This is a genomic window from Microbacterium sp. CJ77 (assembly GCF_002911615.1).
GTDB lineage: Bacteria > Actinomycetota > Actinomycetes > Actinomycetales > Microbacteriaceae > Microbacterium.
In genome coordinates this window covers 249,338-265,557 of record NZ_PQBR01000006.1, presented here as the reverse complement: position 1 = coordinate 265,557, position 16,220 = coordinate 249,338, and the positions used below count along the sequence as shown (strand labels likewise).

General features: G+C 67.9%; 15 protein-coding genes and 1 tRNA gene. 7 read left to right on the top strand and 9 right to left on the bottom strand.

Annotated features, from left to right (window positions below):
- Positions 1 to 5: 5 nt before the first annotated feature.
- Positions 6 to 752: an amino acid ABC transporter ATP-binding protein gene (locus tag C2868_RS01990; protein ID WP_103662817.1), complete on the top strand. Its 747-nt coding sequence runs from the start codon at positions 6 to 8 to the stop codon at positions 750 to 752.
- Between the two features lie 19 nt (positions 753 to 771).
- Here C2868_RS01990 and C2868_RS01985 read toward each other — a convergent pair whose 3' ends face one another.
- Together C2868_RS01985 and C2868_RS01980 are read right to left on the bottom strand one after the other, a co-directional pair.
- A complete protein-coding gene (locus C2868_RS01985; RefSeq protein WP_103662816.1) occupies positions 772 to 1,239 on the bottom strand; it encodes a RidA family protein in 468 nt (155 codons plus the stop codon).
- A gap of 4 nt (positions 1,240 to 1,243) precedes the next feature.
- Positions 1,244 to 1,465, bottom strand: a complete 222-nt coding sequence (locus tag C2868_RS01980) for a hypothetical protein (RefSeq protein WP_103662815.1) — start codon at positions 1,463 to 1,465, stop codon at positions 1,244 to 1,246.
- Positions 1,466 to 1,554: 89 nt separating this feature from the next.
- Here C2868_RS01980 and C2868_RS01975 point away from each other — a divergent pair, with 89 nt between their 5' ends.
- The 5 genes from C2868_RS01975 to C2868_RS01955 all read left to right on the top strand — a co-directional run bounded on the left by C2868_RS01975 (position 1,555) and on the right by C2868_RS01955 (position 6,970).
- The gene (locus C2868_RS01975; RefSeq protein WP_103662814.1) at positions 1,555 to 4,131 is read left to right on the top strand and encodes a transglycosylase domain-containing protein; all 2,577 of its coding nucleotides are present in this window, start codon (positions 1,555 to 1,557) and stop codon (positions 4,129 to 4,131) included.
- Complete coding sequence (locus tag C2868_RS01970) at positions 4,128 to 5,063, top strand: metallophosphoesterase (RefSeq protein WP_103662813.1); 936 nt, start codon at positions 4,128 to 4,130, stop codon at positions 5,061 to 5,063. Before C2868_RS01975 ends, C2868_RS01970 begins: the two co-directional genes overlap by 4 nt.
- Positions 5,064 to 5,111: 48 nt before the next feature.
- Positions 5,112 to 5,185: transfer RNA gene (locus C2868_RS01965), tRNA-Pro, on the top strand.
- A 69-nt stretch (positions 5,186 to 5,254) separates the two neighbouring features.
- Entirely contained in the window at positions 5,255 to 6,061 is an 807-nt protein-coding gene (locus C2868_RS01960) for an HAD-IIB family hydrolase (protein WP_103662812.1), read from the top strand.
- Positions 6,062 to 6,118: 57 nt separating this feature from the next.
- Positions 6,119 to 6,970: a DUF1295 domain-containing protein gene (locus C2868_RS01955; protein ID WP_103662811.1), complete on the top strand. Its 852-nt coding sequence runs from the start codon at positions 6,119 to 6,121 to the stop codon at positions 6,968 to 6,970.
- 27 nt (positions 6,971 to 6,997) lie between these two features.
- Here the strand turns inward: C2868_RS01955 and galE are convergent, their stop codons facing one another.
- The 5 genes from galE to C2868_RS01930 all read right to left on the bottom strand — a co-directional run bounded on the left by galE (position 6,998) and on the right by C2868_RS01930 (position 12,878).
- Positions 6,998 to 8,014, bottom strand: coding sequence for a UDP-glucose 4-epimerase GalE (gene galE / locus C2868_RS01950; RefSeq protein ID WP_103662810.1), 1,017 nt, complete (start codon positions 8,012 to 8,014; stop codon positions 6,998 to 7,000).
- Between the two features lie 40 nt (positions 8,015 to 8,054).
- Entirely contained in the window at positions 8,055 to 8,681 is a 627-nt protein-coding gene (locus C2868_RS01945; RefSeq protein ID WP_103662809.1) for a thymidine kinase, read from the bottom strand.
- Between the two features lie 30 nt (positions 8,682 to 8,711).
- Entirely contained in the window at positions 8,712 to 10,190 is a 1,479-nt protein-coding gene (locus C2868_RS01940; RefSeq protein WP_103662808.1) for a malate:quinone oxidoreductase, read from the bottom strand.
- A gap of 105 nt (positions 10,191 to 10,295) precedes the next feature.
- Positions 10,296 to 11,366 carry an aspartate-semialdehyde dehydrogenase gene (locus C2868_RS01935; protein WP_103662807.1) on the bottom strand — a complete coding sequence of 357 codons (1,071 nt, stop codon included), beginning with the start codon at positions 11,364 to 11,366 and terminating at the stop codon, positions 10,296 to 10,298.
- Between the two features lie 225 nt (positions 11,367 to 11,591).
- Positions 11,592 to 12,878 carry an aspartate kinase gene (locus tag C2868_RS01930; protein ID WP_100811950.1) on the bottom strand — a complete coding sequence of 429 codons (1,287 nt, stop codon included), beginning with the start codon at positions 12,876 to 12,878 and terminating at the stop codon, positions 11,592 to 11,594.
- 92 nt (positions 12,879 to 12,970) lie between these two features.
- Here C2868_RS01930 and C2868_RS01925 point away from each other — a divergent pair, with 92 nt between their 5' ends.
- The gene (locus tag C2868_RS01925) at positions 12,971 to 13,462 is read left to right on the top strand and encodes a hypothetical protein (RefSeq protein WP_100811835.1); all 492 of its coding nucleotides are present in this window, start codon (positions 12,971 to 12,973) and stop codon (positions 13,460 to 13,462) included.
- Here the strand turns inward: C2868_RS01925 and recR are convergent.
- Both recR and C2868_RS01915 read right to left on the bottom strand, forming a co-directional pair.
- On the bottom strand, positions 13,459 to 14,052 hold the full coding sequence (gene recR / locus C2868_RS01920; RefSeq protein WP_100811836.1) for a recombination mediator RecR: 594 nt from the start codon (positions 14,050 to 14,052) through the stop codon (positions 13,459 to 13,461). The genes C2868_RS01925 and recR overlap by 4 nt on opposite strands.
- Positions 14,052 to 16,208 carry a DNA polymerase III subunit gamma and tau gene (locus C2868_RS01915; RefSeq protein ID WP_100811837.1) on the bottom strand — a complete coding sequence of 719 codons (2,157 nt, stop codon included), beginning with the start codon at positions 16,206 to 16,208 and terminating at the stop codon, positions 14,052 to 14,054. Before C2868_RS01915 ends, recR begins: the two co-directional genes overlap by 1 nt.
- Positions 16,209 to 16,220 lie beyond the last annotated feature (12 nt).

Below are 16,220 nucleotides of genomic sequence, written 5' to 3'. Positions count from 1 at the left end.
CTCCTGTGACCGCGCTGCTGTCGGCGACCGACCTGTGGAAGTCCTTCGGCGAGGGATCCCAGAAGAAGGATGTGCTGCGGGGCGTTTCGCTCGATCTGGCGAAGCACGAGGTCGTCGCCGTTATCGGGGCGAGCGGATCCGGCAAGTCGACCCTCCTGCGCTGCCTCGATCTGCTCGAGCCGATCGACGACGGCCGCATCCTGCTCGCCGGCGACGACATCTCGGACCCGCGCGTCGACGCGAACCGTGTGCGCTCACGGCTCGGATTCGTCTTCCAGGGCTTCAATCTCTTCCCGCACCTCTCGGTGCTCGACAACGTCACGCTCGCGTCGCGCGTCGCGCGGCGGGAGAAGCGAGCCGATGCCGAGGCCCGGGGTCGCGCGATCCTCGAACGCGTCGGACTCGCCGACAAGGCTCGCGAGCATCCCGACCGCCTCTCGGGGGGTCAGCAGCAGCGCGTCGCGATCGCGCGCGCCATCGCGACCGACCCGGAGGTGCTGTTGCTCGACGAGATCACCTCGGCGCTCGACCCCGAGCTCGTCGGCGAGGTGCTCGAGCTGGTCCGCGCCCTCGCCGAGGACGGGACCACCATCCTCATGGCGACGCACGAGATGGCGTTCGCCCGCGACGTCGCCCACCGCGTGCTGTTCCTCGATGAGGGACGCGTGCTCGAACAAGGCACGCCCGCGGAAGTCCTCGGCGCACCGCGCGAGGCCCGCACGCGGGCATTCCTCGCCCGCTTCACCGCGTGAACCGACCGACCCGAGCGGGTCAGGCCAGCGAGAAGATGACCTCGACCTCGACCGGGCTGTCGAGGGGCAGGACGGGAACCCCGACCGCCGAGCGGGCGTGGCGTCCCGCATCGCCGAATATCTCGCCGAGAACCTCGCTCGCGCCGTTGACGACACCGGGCTGGCCGAGGAAATCGGGCACGGATGCGACGAACCCGGTCACCTTCACCACGCCGGTGAGTTTGTCGACCCCACCGGCCGCAGCGGCGGCGGCCGCGATCGCGTTGAGCGCGCACTGACGGGCGTACGCTTTCGCATCGGCGGCGGGGACGAGCCCGTGACCGTCGCCGACCTTGCCTGCGGCGGGAAGCTCTCCCGAGACGAGCGGGAGCTGGCCGGCCGTGAAGACGAGATCACCGTGCACCTTCGCGGGCACGTACGCCGCGAGCGGGGGCACGACGTCGGGCAGGTCGATGCCGAGTTCGACGAGGCGGGCGGAGACGGTCATACGATCACTGTCCTTCGAATTGGCGGGATGCTTCGGCAGCGGCTGCGAGACCGGCGTTGCCGGAGGCATCCGAGCCGCCGACGGGGCGCTTGAGATAGGCGACGAGACGGCCCTCCGGACCCGAGACGACCTGGACGAGCTCCCAGCCCTGCTTGCCCCAGTTGTTGAGGATCGCCGCCGTGTTGTGGATGAGCAGCGGCGTGGTCAGGTATTCCCAGGTGGTCATCGCTCTCCCGCGATCGAGGTGGTGGACGCCCGGGAGCCACGCGCGCTCGTTTCGGGCATCGCTCAGGTATCTCCCTTACGATCAACCCTATGCCTGATAAGAATCGGACGGCTACGGGCGTGCTCGGCGGGATCGCCGGCCTCGTGGGCCTGAGCGCAGTCGCTGGTCTCTTGGTGACCGCAACCGTCACGCCGGCGATCGCCGTATCGGGTGCAGCGGCATCGAGCGCGATCACGATGTTCGACAACATGCCGAGCTATCTCGAGATCGACGATCTGATGCAGCAGAGCGAGATCTACGCCAAGCAGAGCGACGGCAGCGACGTTCTGCTGGCCCGGTTCTACGACCAGAACCGACTGCCGGTCACCTGGGAGCAGATCAATCCCGTCATGTTCGACGCGATCCTCTCGAGCGAAGACCCCCGGTACTACGAGCACGGCGGCGTCGACATCATCGGCACGACCCGTGCGCTCCTGAGCAACGTCCAGGGTGGGGTCACACAGGGTGGATCCTCCATCAGCCAGCAGTACGTCAAGAACGTCCTCGTGCAGAAGTGCGAGAAGGAAGCACCCACCCAGGAGGAGCTGGCGGCCTGCTGGACGGACGCGACCACCGCGTCCGGAGTCGAGGGCTACCAGCGCAAGCTGCAGGAGATGCGCTACGCGATCGCCCTGGAGCAGCGCTACTCGAAGAACGACGTTCTGCTCGGATACCTCAACATCGCCAACTTCGGCGGCACGACGTACGGCATCGGCGCGGCCGCGCAGTACTACTTCAGCGTCAACGCCTCGGACCTGACGCTGTCGCAGGCCGCGACGCTCGCGGGCATGGTGCAGAACCCGAACACCTACCGCATCGACCGACCCGAGCGCGAGACCAACGGAGCGGCGGACGGCTACGCGGTGACGACGGATCGCCGCAACTACGTGCTCGGCCGCATGCTCGCGGAAGGCAAGATCACGCAGGAGCAGTACGACGCGGCCAAGGCCGAGGTCATCACGCCCGCGATCAACCCGACGGAACAGGGCTGCCAGCAGGCGGGCGGCGCCGCATACTTCTGCGATTACGTCCGGACGATCGTCCTGAACGATGTCGCCTTCGGCCAGACACCCGAGGAGCGGAGCGCGGCTCTGCGCCGCGGTGGGCTGAAGATCTACACGACGCTCGACCTCGACCTGCAGTTCGCGGCAGAGAAGGCCATCTCGATCGTGCCGGCCACGCACCCGAATCTCGACCTCGGGTCGACCGGCGTCCAGCTCGAGGTGGGCACAGGGCGCGTGCTGTCGATGGTGCAGAACCGCAAGTACACGCAGGATGCGGACCAGTCGGCGGCTGACGCGGCGTATACGTCCATCAACTACAACACGCGGTACGTCAACGGTGGATCCAACGGCTTCAACCCGGGATCGACCTACAAGCTCTTCACCCTGCTGAACTGGCTCGAGCACGGGCATTCCGTGAACGAGGTCATCAACGGTCGGCAGCGCAACTTCACCGTCCTGACCGATTGCGACGGCGGCACGCAGCGCGTGTCCTCCGGCGAGATCAAGAACTTCGAGGGCGTCGGCGGCTACAGCGGCACCCCGATGAAGTTCACGGCGGACTCGCTCAACACCGGATTCCTCGCGATGAGCGAGAAGGTCAGCGTCTGCGACACGAACAAGATCGCCGATCGACTCGGCGTCGAGTACGCGAACGGATTCAAGACGTACATCGGCAACGAGAGCGACCCGAACAACACGGTGAACGTTCCCTACGACATCCTGGGCTCGAAGAACATCGCCCCCATCGACATGGCGGCGGCGTACGCGACCATCGCGAGCAACGGCCTCTACTGCCCGCCGAAGGCGATCGACGCGGTCTTCAACTCCGACGGCGAGCCGCTCCCCCTCCCGAACACCACCTGCAATCAGGTGCTGGATGGTTCCGTGGCGTCGACCGCAGCCTATGCGCTCGCCGGCGTCATCAATGGCGGCTCCGCCGCGGCATCCCGTCCGGGCGACGGTATCCCCGTGTTCGGTAAGACCGGCATCCACGAGCAGTTCCACACGTGGATGGACGGCAGCAGCACCAAGGTCACGACCGTCGTCTGGGTCGGAAACGTCAAGGGGCAGCAGCGCCTCGACCGCAACTCGGCCAACGGTTACTCGCTGTGGCGCATGCGTCACACGATCTGGCCGGCTATGCAGCGCGCCGCGAATGCCAAGTACGGCGGCGACGCTTTCGCCAAGCCCGATTCCAACCTCACGCGCCAGGTGCAGCTCGACCTGCCGAACGTCGTGGGCCAGCCGATCGACCAGGCGACGAAGACCCTCGAAGACGCCGGGTTCTCGGTGAACGTGGGCGACGCGGTCGACGGTACTCAGGCCCCGGGGATCGTCGAGCGTCAAGATCCCGGTGCCGGTCGCGTCAGCGGTGGAACGACGGTCACCCTTTCGCCGAGCAACGGGCAGGGGCTCGCCGTCCCGAACGTCGTGGGCATGAGCCGCCCAGACGCCGTCAATGCCATTCGCGGGTCGTTCGGACGCGACCCGTCCGAGACCTGCGTCGTGAAGCCCGGAGCAACCGGGCCGGGCGTCGTCACCTCGGTCAACCCGGGCGCCGGCTCGATCGTGAACCGCAACGCCCAACTGGCGATCACGTACGAGCGCGACAACTGCTCGTGACCTCGCGATCCCGCCAGGGCCTGCGCGCCCTGGCGGCCGCGGGCGCCATCGGCGCCGCTGCGGCGGTGTGGGGTGTCGGCATCGAGCGCTACCTTTTCACGCTGCGGCGCGCCGAGTTCGCGATCCTGCCCGCGGGTGCCGCACCGCTCCGGGTGCTGCACATCTCCGACGTCCACATGGCGCCGTGGCAGCGCCGCAAGCAGGCGTGGATCGCCTCGCTCGCGTCGCTCCGCCCCGACCTGATCGTCAACACCGGCGACAACATGGGACACGTCGACGGGCTACGCGGCGTGCGCGCGGCGTTCGCCGGATTCCGCGGGACGCCCGGCTTCTTCGTCCACGGTTCGAACGACATGCACGCCCCGACCCCGCGCAATCCGTTGCGCTACTTCCTCGGCCCGTCACGGAAGCGTCGCGCTGCCCCGCGACTCGATGTCGGTGCGATGGAGAACTACTTCACCGAGCACCTCGGTTGGACGAACCTGAACAACGCGGCCGGTTCGATCGATCTCGCGGGGATGCGGATAGCTGGTTTCGGGGTCGGCGACGCACATCACGACGACGATCGGCTCGATCTGGTGCCGACGATGGTCGCGAGCCTGCACGGGAACGACGAGGCACCGGCCGCGCTGACGGTCGGTGTGGCGCATGCCCCCTACCGGCGCGTCCTCGATACCTTCACGGATGCGGGAGCCGACGCGATCTTCGCCGGTCACACCCACGGGGGTCAGGTCCGCCTCCCGGGCTTCGGTGCGCTCGTGGCCAACTGCGATATCCCCCTGAAGCAATCGCGGGGTCTCTCGGCATGGACGCGCCGCGGACGGACGGTTCCGCTCAACGTCAGCGCGGGCCTCGGCCATTCGATCTATGCGCCGGTCCGGTTCGCCTGCCGCCCCGAGGCGACCCTGCTGACGCTCGTCGCTCGCGCATGACGCTGTTCTGGTCGGCCGACGAGTTCGGGTAGACTCGGAGGGTTGCCACGGGGTGTGGCGCAGCTTGGTAGCGCGCGTCGTTCGGGACGACGAGGCCGCAGGTTCAAATCCTGTCACCCCGACAGACGAAGGAGGGTCGCCAACAGCGGCCCTCCTTCTTCGTTCCCTCCCCGATCCGAAGCTGGAGCACGATGACCAACGCCACTGCGACGCCCCCTCCCACGGGGACGCCGAAGATCCGGCTCGTCGCCTTCGACCTGGACGACACGCTCGCGCCCTCGAAGAGCCCGATTCCGGACGCGATCGGCGCACACCTGCTCGCCCTCGCGGAGCGCGTCGAGGTCGCGATCATCTCGGGCGGTCAGCTCGGGCAGTTCCGCACCCAGGTCGTCGAGCGACTCCCGGATGCTTCCCCCGTCTCCCTGGCGCACGTGCACCTCATGCCCACGTGCGGCACGCAGTACTACCGGTTCGACGCGAGCGGTCAGATCGACACGATCTACGCCCACTCGCTGACCGATGACGAGAAGACGCGCGCGCTCAGGGCCGTCGAGGAAGAGGCGCGCCGACTCGGGCTGTGGGAAGCCGAGCCGTGGGGCGACATCCTCGAGGACCGGGGTTCGCAGATCACCTTCTCGGCCCTCGGCCAGCGAGCACCGCTCGAGGCGAAGGTGGCGTGGGATCCGACCGGATCGCGCAAGTCTGCCCTGCGGGATGCCGTCGCGGCGCGCATTCCCGACCTCGAGGTGCGGTCGGGAGGATCCACCTCGGTCGACATCACACATCGCGGCATCGACAAGGCCTACGGCATGACGCGGCTCGCGGAGCACACCGGCATCCCGCTCGACGAGATGCTGTTCGTCGGCGATCGACTCGACCCCGATGGCAACGACTACCCCGTGCTCGCGCTGGGTGTACCGTGCCATGCGGTCGAGGGGTGGGAAGAAACCGTCGCGTACCTCGACGCCCTTCTTCCGACTCTGCCACCGCGCATCTGATCCGGCTCCACGCCCGCGCTACCGAGCGCGACCGCCCGCCAGAGCTATGCTGACGGCGTGGAACCGCTCACCCTCGTAGTCATCGTCGCCGCCGTCGTCAGCGCCGCGTGCTGGATCCTGTCGTTGATCACGAAGGACACCTCGTGGGTCGACCGGATCTGGTCGATCGTTCCGATCGCCTACGTCTGGATCTTCGCGGGGGCAGCCCTGGCCGAAGGGAAGGATGCCACACGCCTGGTGATCATGGGGGTGCTCGTCACCGCGTGGGGTGCCCGGCTGACCTTCAATTTCGCCCGAAAGGGCGGGTACACCGGGATGGAGGACTATCGCTGGGCGATCCTGCGCGCACGCATGACGCCGTGGCAGTTCCAGCTGTTCAATCTGTTCTTCATCGTCCTGTACCAGAACGCCCTTCTCGTTCTCATCACGTTGCCCGCCCAGATCGCGTGGCAGCACGACGCCCCCCTCGGCGTGTGGGATGCGGTGTTCGCGATCCTCTTCCTCGTGCTGCTGCTGGGCGAGACCGTGGCGGACCAGCAGCAGTGGAACTTCCATCGCGCCAAGGCGCGCGCGGGCGGCCATTTCGGGGAGGGCTTCGTCACCGCGGGGCTGTTCCGCCTCAGCCGACACCCCAACTTCTTCTTCGAACAGACCCAGTGGTGGGCGTTCTATGCGCTGGGGGCGACCGCGGCCGTGACGTCGGGGCTCGGCTTCTGGGGCGGCGCCATCAACTGGACGATCATCGGCGCGGTCCTGCTGACCGTGCTGTTCATCGGCTCGACGATCTTCACCGAGTCGATCTCGTCGGCGAAGTACCCGGCCTACGCCGAGTACCAGCGGACGACATCGATGCTGGTGCCCCTTCCCCCGCGCAGGCGCGCAGAAGAGAAGTCTCCGCGCCCGGCGTAGAACCTCAGGAGCCGTAGCCCTCGGGGGTCAGGAGGCGTAGCCTCGGGGGTTCTGCTGCTGCCAGCGCCAGTAGTCGCGGCAGGCGTCGTCGATGGACAACCGCGTCGTCCACCCGAGTTCTTCGGCCGCTTTGGCGGGGTCGCAATAGGTTGCCGCGACATCCCCGGGCCTGCGGTCGAGGATCTGTTTCGGCAGCTCGTGCCCGACGGCCTTCTCGAACGCGGCGATGAGGCCGAACACGCTGACCGGCTCACCCGTGCCCAGGTTGTAGACCGCGTACCCGGGCTTGGCCTGCTCCAGTGCCGCGACGTGCCCCTCTGCCAGGTCGACGACGTGGATGTAGTCGCGCAGGCCCGTGCCGTCGGGAGTGTCGTAGTCGTCCCCGAAGACGCCGATCCGCTCCAGCGAACCGATCGCGACACGCGATACGTACGGCATCAGGTTGTTGGGAATACCCGCCGGGTCCTCGCCGATCAGTCCGCTCTCGTGCGCACCGACGGGGTTGAAGTAGCGCAGCACCGTCACGTCGAGTTCGGGATTCACGCGGGCCACGTCCTCGAGCACGACCTCGTTCATTCGCTTCGATTTCGAGTACGGGTTGGACAGGTCGATGCTCGTGCGCGACGTCTCGCGGAACGGCAGATCTGCCGGGTCGGAGTAGACGGTGCCGGTGCTGGAGAACACGAACGAACGGATGCCTCGGGCCAGCCCCACACGCAGGAGCGCGAACGTGGTACCGAGGTTGTTCGCGTAATACTGCAGCGGCTTCTGCGTCGATTCGCCGACCGCCTTGTGCGCCGCGAACTGGAGAATCGCGTCGAACGGCCCGAACTCGTCGAAGGTGCGCTCGACGATCGCGTCGTCAGCGGCGTCCCCGATCACGAGCGGCGCGGGGCGGCCCGTGATCTTCTCGATGCGCGCGGCTGCCTCGGCGTGGGTTCCCGACAGATCGTCCAGCAAGACCACCTCGTGGCCGCCATCGAGCAGGGCGACGGCCGTATGGGCACCGATGTAACCGGCACCGCCGGCGAGAAGAACACGCATGCTCTCAGCCTAAACCGGGCGGCGAGCCCTCCCCGTCCGGTCAACGGCCGAGGCGGTCGCCGGACTCTTCCAGGTAGCAGGCACCGCACAGCGATTCGTACGTCACGACATGATCCGACGGCTGTCCCGCCTCATCGATCGCGACCTGGTCGCCGTCGAAGACGAACCGTCGGTCGATGACGCGCCCATTGAAGACCGCTTTACGGCCACACCGGCAGATGGTCTTCAGCTCTTCGAGAGTGTGCGCGATCTCGAGCAGACGGCGCGAGCCGGGAAAGGCCGCCGTGAGAAAATCGGATCGGATGCCGTATGCGAGAACGGGAATGTCGTCGTGGATCGCAATCCGGAACAGGTCGTCGACCTGCCGGGGAGTCAGGAACTGTGCCTCGTCGATCAGGAGGCACGAGACATCCACGCCCGACGCGGCGCGCGAGCGCTCGCGCTGTTCGCGGAACAGCGCCCCCGCGTCGGCCTCGGGTTCGATCAGGAAGTCGACGGTTCGCGAGACGCCGAGGCGTGAGGCGATCTGGTCGTCCGCTTTCGTGTCGATCGCGGGTTTGGCGAGCAGCACACGCTGGCCGCGCTCCTCGTAGTTGTACGCCGCCTGCAGGAGCGCGGTCGACTTTCCGGAGTTCATCGCGCCATAGCGGAAGTACAGTTTTGCCACGCGCAGAGTCTACGGAAAAGCGGGGCCGGGTCAGGCGGCCGTGATGGCGAGGGCCGCCGCGGTCTCTTCGATCGTCGCCCGGGCGACATCGGGCTGGGTGTTGAGCGTCTCGCCGTAGCTCGGGATCAGCTCGCGCAGCTCCGGCTTCCACCCCTCGATCCGGTCGGGAAAACACGTCTGCAGCAGGCCGAGCATGATCGATACGGCCGTCGACGCACCGGGGGACGCTCCGAGCAGGCCGGCGATCGAGCCATCCTTCGCCGCAACGACCTCGGTGCCGAACTGCAGGACGCCGATCTTCTTCGGATCCTTCTTCATGACCTGGGCGCGCTGGCCCGCGTTGAGCAGCTGCCAGTCCTCGTCCTTCGCCGTCGGGACGAACTCGCGCAACGAGTCCATCTTCCGTGCGTGATTCTTCAGCAGTTCGGCGATGAGGTACTTGAGGAGCCCGGGGTTGTCGACGGCGACCTTCAGCATCGGCAGCAGGTTGCCCGGCCGGATCTGGGTCACCAGATCGAACACCGAACCGTTCTTGAGGAACTTCGGGCTGAACGTCGCGAACGGGCCGAACATCAGCGATGCTTCACCGTCGACGACACGCGTGTCGAGGTGCGGCACCGACATGGGCGGTGCGCCGACGGATGCCTGCGAGTAGACCTTGGCCCGGTGCTGGGCGATGAGGGCGGGGTTGGACGTCTTGAGCCACTGTCCGCCGATCGGGAAGACACCGTACCCCGAGATCTCGGGGATGCCCGAGCGCTGCAGAAGCTTGAGCGCCCATCCGCCCGCGCCCACGAAGACGAACTTCGCGTTGAGCTCGCCAGGCGTACGGCCGAGAAGATTGCGGGTCTTGACGAGCCACGACCCGTCCTTCTGCCGCTTCAGTTTGCGGACCTCGCGATCGGTGATGACCTCGACCCCATCGTCACGCAGGTGATCGATCAGCTGGCGCGTGAGAGCACCGAAGTCCACATCCGTGCCGGCCGGAACGCGCGTCGCGGCGAACGGCTCATCGCTCTTCAGGCGCTTCTGCATCAGGAGCGGCGCCCACTGATTGATCACGCGGGAGTCCTCGCTGTACTCGATGCCCGCGAACAACGGCTGGGTCTTCAGAGCCTCGTAACGACGACGCAGGTACTCGACATCCTTCTCGCCGCGCACGAACGTCATGTGGGGTGTGGCGTTGATGAACGTCTTGGGCTCGCTCAGCACGCCGCGCTGGACGAGGTTCGCCCAGAACTGCCGACTCTGCTGGAACTGCTCGTTGATCGAGACCGCCTTGGCTGCGTCGACCGAACCGTCCGGCGCCTGCGGCATGTAGTTGAGCTCGCAGAGGGCTGCGTGGCCGGTGCCCGCGTTGTTCCAGGCGTTGGAACTCTCGAGCGCAACATCGGGGAGCCGTTCCAGCAGGACGATCTTCCAGTCGGGCTCGAGTTGATGCAGGAGGGTCCCAAGGGTGGCGCTCATGATGCCGCCACCGATGAGCACGACGTCGACTGTTTCGCTCACCGGACAAGTCTAGTTCTGCGGTTCGGGATGGTCGGACGTGCGGGCGTCGCTGTGAGCGAAAACTCCCGCGTTCTTACGCGCCCGACAAACCTCGGGCGTCGACGCTCACGCGTCGACGGTCAGACCGGCCGCGACCAGCTCGGCGATCTGCACCGCGTTGAGGGCTGCGCCCTTGCGCAGGTTGTCGTTGCTGATGAAGAGCGCGAGCCCGCGGCCCTCGGGCGCGGACTGGTCGGCACGGATGCGTCCCACGAAGCTCGGGTCCTTGCCCGCGGCCTGGAGGGGCGTCGGAACCTCTTCGAGCTGCACACCGGGGGCATCCGAAAGCACCTCACGCGCGCGAGCCGGTGTGATCTCGTTCGCGAACTCGACGTTGATGCTGAGCGAGTGTCCCGTGAAGACGGGAACCCGGACACAGGTACCCGAGACGCGCAGGCCGGGCAGTTCGAGGATCTTGCGGCTCTCGTTGCGAAGCTTCTTCTCTTCGTCCGTCTCGTTGTCGCCGTCGTCGACCAGGTTGCCGGCGAACGGGATCACGTCGAAGGCGATCGGGGCGATGTACTTCTCCGGCTGGGGGAAGTCGACGGCCGAACCATCGCGCACGAGTCGCAGCGTGTCGCCCTGGGCGAGGACTCCCTCGACCTGTCCGAGCAACTCTTCGGCGCCCGCGATGCCCGAGCCGCTGACGGCCTGGTACGTGCTGACGATGAGGCGCTCGAGCCCGGCGACGGCGTCGAGCGCCTTCAGGACGGGCATCGCAGCCATCGTGGTGCAATTCGGGTTCGCGATGATGCCCTTGTGCGCCTCGGCGATCGCGTGCGGGTTGACCTCGCTGACGACCAGCGGAACCTCGGGGTCCATGCGCCAGGCGCTGGAGTTGTCGATCACGACGGCCCCGGCCTCGGCGAACCGCGGCGCGTGCGCCCGGCTTCCGGTCGCGCCCGCCGAGAAGAGGGCGATGTCGATGCCTGCGGGGTCGGCGGTCGCGACGTCCTCCACGACGACGCTGTGCCCGCCGAACTCGAGCGACGTGCCCGCCGAGCGTGCCGTGGCGAACAGTCGCAGCTCGCGAATCGGGAACGAGCGCTCGATCAGGATCTCGAGCATCACCGTGCCCACCTGGCCGGTGGCGCCGACGACGGCGACGGAGAGTCCGGAATCTGAGATGCGGGTCATGGTGAAACTCTCTTCAGTGCGTGGATTGCGACGATTCTACCGAGGTGCTGCCGAGGCATCCTCCCCGGCATGTCCCACTTTCGACCGCTATGGCCGCCGGGACAGACAAATACCGGGCCACCCCACCCCGACATGTCCCACTTTGAATCGGTTTGGAGGGGTCAAAACGGGCCGAAGTGGGACACACAGCCCGAAAAGCGGGACATAGGTGCGAGAGGAGGACGGTCAGCGACCCGTGCCGGCGTGGACCGTGGCCTCGGTCTCGCCGTCGAGCCCGTACGCGCTGTGCACGACGCGCGCCGCCTCGGCGAGATCGTCGGCGCGGACGACGACGGAGATGCGGATCTCGGAGGTCGAGATCATCTCGATGTTGACCCCGAGCACGCTCAGCGCCTCGAACAGCGTGGCCGAGACACCCGAGTGGGTGCGCATGCCCGCGCCGACGACCGAGAGCTTGCCGATCTGGTCGTCGTGCACGAGGCTCTCGAACCCGACCGAGCCCTGCTCGCCCGACAGCGCCTTGAGGGCCAGCGGCGCATCGGCCTTGGGCAGCGTGAACGAGATGTCGGCGCGACCCGTTGCGGCGGCCGAGACGTTCTGCACGATCATGTCGACGTTCGCGCCGGACTTGGCGACGATCTTGAAGATCTCGGCGGCCTTGCCGGGCACATCGGGAACGCCGATGACCGTGATCTTGGCCTGGCCGAGGTCGGTCGCGACTCCCGCGACGATGGGTTCTTCCATGCCATCTCCTTGCTGCTGCAGCGCCGCATGGCGCGTCTCGTCGAGCACATAGGTGCCCTCGGAAGATGAGAACGTCGATCGTGCGTGGATGAGGACGCCGTGCCTGCGGGCGTACTCGACGGCGCGGATGTACAGCACCTTCGCGCCGTTGGCCGCAAGTTCGAGCATCTCCTCCGTCGTGACGGTGTTGAGCTTGCGTGCACGGGGAACGATGCGCGGGTCGGCCGTGAAGATGCCGTCGACGTCGCTGTAGATCTCGCACACGTCGGCCTTCAGCGCCGCGGCGAGGGCGACGGCGGTGGTGTCCGATCCCCCGCGACCGAGGGTCGTGATGTCGCGGGTGTCGCGGTTGAAGCCCTGGAACCCGGCGACGATGACGATCGCACCCTCGTCCAGTGCCTCGCGGAGACGAACCGGGGTCACATCGACGATGCGTGCGGCGCCGTGCGTGGCATCCGTGATCATGCCGGCCTGGCTGCCCGTGAACGACCGCGCCTCGAAGCCCATCGAGTGGATCGCCATGGCCAGCAGGGCCATCGAGATGCGTTCACCGCTCGAGAGCAGCATGTCGAGTTCGCGCGGCGCGGGAATCGGCGCCACCTGCGAGGCGAGGTCGAGCAGTTCGTCGGTCGTGTCGCCCATGGCGCTCACGGCGACGACGACGTCGTCGCCCGCGCGCCGCGCATCGACGATGCGTTTGGCGACGCGCTTGATGCTCTCGGCATCTGCGACCGACGAGCCGCCGTACTTCTGCACGATCAGCGCCACGATGATTCTCCAGGGGTGAGCGGCGGAAACGCCGAGCACCATTCTACGGAACCCCCATATGCCGCGATGCCCATGCACGCTATGGTGCGGGCATGACTCTGGATGAGATGGGCTGGAACGAGTTCAGCCTCGGGATCCTCGGGGCCGCAGCCGCCCTCGCGGGCCTCGTGATCGTCGCGGCGAGCGTCAACATCGCCGAGATCGTGAAAGAACGCTCGCTCACCGCACGTCTCGGCGCGGGGATCGCGACACTCGTGCTCGCGATCACGGCGTCCGCCCTGGCGCTCTTTCCCGGGATCACGCTCGTCTGGTACGGCGCCGCAGTGCTCGTTGCGGCCCTGCTGTCATCCGCGTTCCCGATTCACGCGGCGCGCACACTCATGGCCGACCACAATCCCCTCAGCCGCTACAAGGGCGTGCGCTCGGCGATCAACTTCCTCCCGGCGGTTATCTACGCGGTGGGCGCCGTCCTGCTCGTCGTCGGCGCTCCGGCTGGCCTGATCGTGGTGGCGATCGGCGCGATCGTCGCGATCCCGGTCGCCCTCATGATCTCGTGGATCGTCCTGGTCGAGGTCCTGCGCTAGAGGGTACGACGACCCTCGAAGGCGCGACCCAGGGTGACCTCGTCCGCGTACTCGAGATCTCCGCCGACCGGCAGTCCGGACGCGAGGCGCGAGACCCGGAGCTGCAGGGTCAACAACAGGCGGCTCAGGTAGGTCGCCGTCGCTTCGCCCTCGAGATTCGGGTTCGTCGCCAGGATGACTTCCTGCACCGTACCGTCGGCGAGCCGCGTCATGAGCTCGGTGACGCGCAGGTCGTCCGGGCCGACGCCGTCGATCGGGCTGATCGCCCCGCCGAGCACGTGATAGAGCCCGCGGAACTCGCGCGTGCGCTCGATCGCCGCGACATCCTTCGCGTCTTCCACGACGCAGATGACCTGCGGGTTGCGACGGGGGTCGCGACAAATGCTGCAGCGGTCCTGCTCGGACACGTTGCCGCAGACCTCGCAGAAACGTACGCGTTCGCGCACATCGGCGAGCAGGGACGCGAGTCTCTTCACATCGAACGATGGCGTCTGCAGAATGTGGAAGGCGATGCGCTGCGCCGACTTCGGCCCGATGCCCGGTAGCCGCCCGAACTCGTCGATCAGGTCCTGAACGATCCCGTCGTACATCAGCTGAACCTCGTGCGCTGCTCGAAGGGTTCTTCGCGCACGAACGTCGCGCCGAGAACCTGTCTGACGACCGCCTCACCGTAACGATCGCTGCCGCGCCCGGCCGAGGCGGACGCGGCCCCGCGAACAGGCGCGGGTGGGGTGGGCACGGAGCCCGGGCCGAGCACATCGACATCGGGCTCGTCGGCCGAGGGCTCGTCGGCGCCGAGTACCTGGCCCTCGCGCTCGGGCATGACGGTTCGGGCCGGTGCCGGTGCGGCGACCGCCTCTTCGGGCTCGTCGTCGACCGCGAGCTGCGCCGGGGCGCGCATCGTGCCGAGGGCGACCGGTGGCTCATCGGCGGTGCGCGGAATCGCCGCGACAGCCCACTCGGTGACCGGCGCGGCAGAGAGCCCGGCCGACGAAACGGATGCCGTGGCCTCGGGCCGACGCGGAACCGACCCGGGGGTGCGGGTGCTCCAGCCCGGGGGCGGCTGATCGTCCGGCGGAAGATCATCGGGGGGACCGTCGTCCGGGGGTGGCGGCTCGTCCGGCGGGGGTGCGGGATCGGTGCCGTCGAGTCGGGCCAGGAACTTGACCCGAACGCCCAGGACGCGATCGATCGCCGTCCGGAGATCTTCGCTGGCACTCGCGGCGACGCCGCGCTGACGGAACTTCTGAACGTCGCTCTGACTCTGGAACGTCACCGTGAGCACGTCACCCTCGTACGCGTGAACGCGGGCGTTGCTCGCCACGAGCCACGACGTGCGGCTGATGTCTTCGAGCGTCGAGAGCACCTCGGGCCAGGTGTCGCGCAACATGGCGGCCGTGACAGGACCGGTCGGACGGGCACGCGCCGGCTCCGGTGCGGTCGGCGCCGGCTCCGGTGCGGTCGGCGCGGGTGGCGGCGTCGGCGCGGGTTGCGGCGTCGGCGCGGCCACGGGAGCGACCGCAACGGGAGCGGGCTCGGCCGCCGGCTTCGCCGGAGCCGCAGCGACCGGTGTCTTCACCGGCGCCGCACTCGAACCGACCGGTGCGTGCGCCGACTCGGCCGCGGGCGCCTCGGACGCGAGCACCCGCGCGATCATCAGCTCGAGCTGAAGCCGCGGCGACGTCGCACCGGTCATGTCGTCGAGGGTGCGACTGACGAGATCGGCGACCCGGGACAGGCGTTCGCCGCCGAAGATGCCGGCCTGGCGCCCCATGCGTTCGAGTTCGTCGACCGGAACACCCCGCAGCACAGCGGATGCCGCGGGGCCCGTCGCCTCGACGACGATCAGATCGCGCAGGCGCTCGAGCAGGTCGTCGACGAAGCGGCGCGGATCTTGGCCGGTCTGCACGACGCGGTCGACGGCGCCGAACGCCGCGGCGGGATCGGGATCGGCCAGTGCCTCGACGACCTCATCGAGAAGCTCGGCGTGCGTGTACCCGAGCAGCGAAACGGCTCGCTCGTACCGGACGGTCGCGGAACCCGAGTCGGCGGAGATGTCCGACCCGGCGATCAGCTGATCGAGCAGCGAGAGGGTGTCTCGGGGCGATCCCCCGCCCGCGCGGACAACGAGGGGAAGCACCCCGGGCTCGACCTGCACGCCCTCTTGGGTCGCGAGCTCCTGGACGTACTCGAGCATCGGCCCGGGGGGCACGAGCCGGAAAGGATAGTGGTGGGTGCGCGACCGGATCGTGCCGAGCACCTTGTCGGGCTCGGTCGTCGCGAAGATGAACTTGACGTGGTCCGGCGGCTCTTCGACGAGCTTGAGCAGCGCGTTGAAGCCCTGCTGCGTGACCATGTGAGCCTCGTCGAGGATGAAGATCTTGAAGCGGTCGCGGGCCGGGGCGAAGATCGCCCGCTCGCGCAGGTCGCGGGCGTCGTCGACGCCGTTGTGGGATGCCGCGTCGATCTCGACGACATCGAGCGATCCCCCACCCGCACGGGACAGTTCGACACAGCTCGGGCAGACACCGCACGGCGTATCGGTCGGGCCCTCGGCGCAGTTGAGGCAGCGCGCGAGAACCCGCGCCGAGGTCGTCTTACCGCAACCACGCGGCCCCGAGAACAGGTACGCGTGACCCACCCGATCGTTGCGCAGGGCCGTCATCAGGGGTTCGGTGACCTGCGCCTGACCGATCATCTGCCCGAACGTCTCGGGTCGATAGCGGCGGTAGAGGGCGGCGGTCACGCCCCCAGCCTA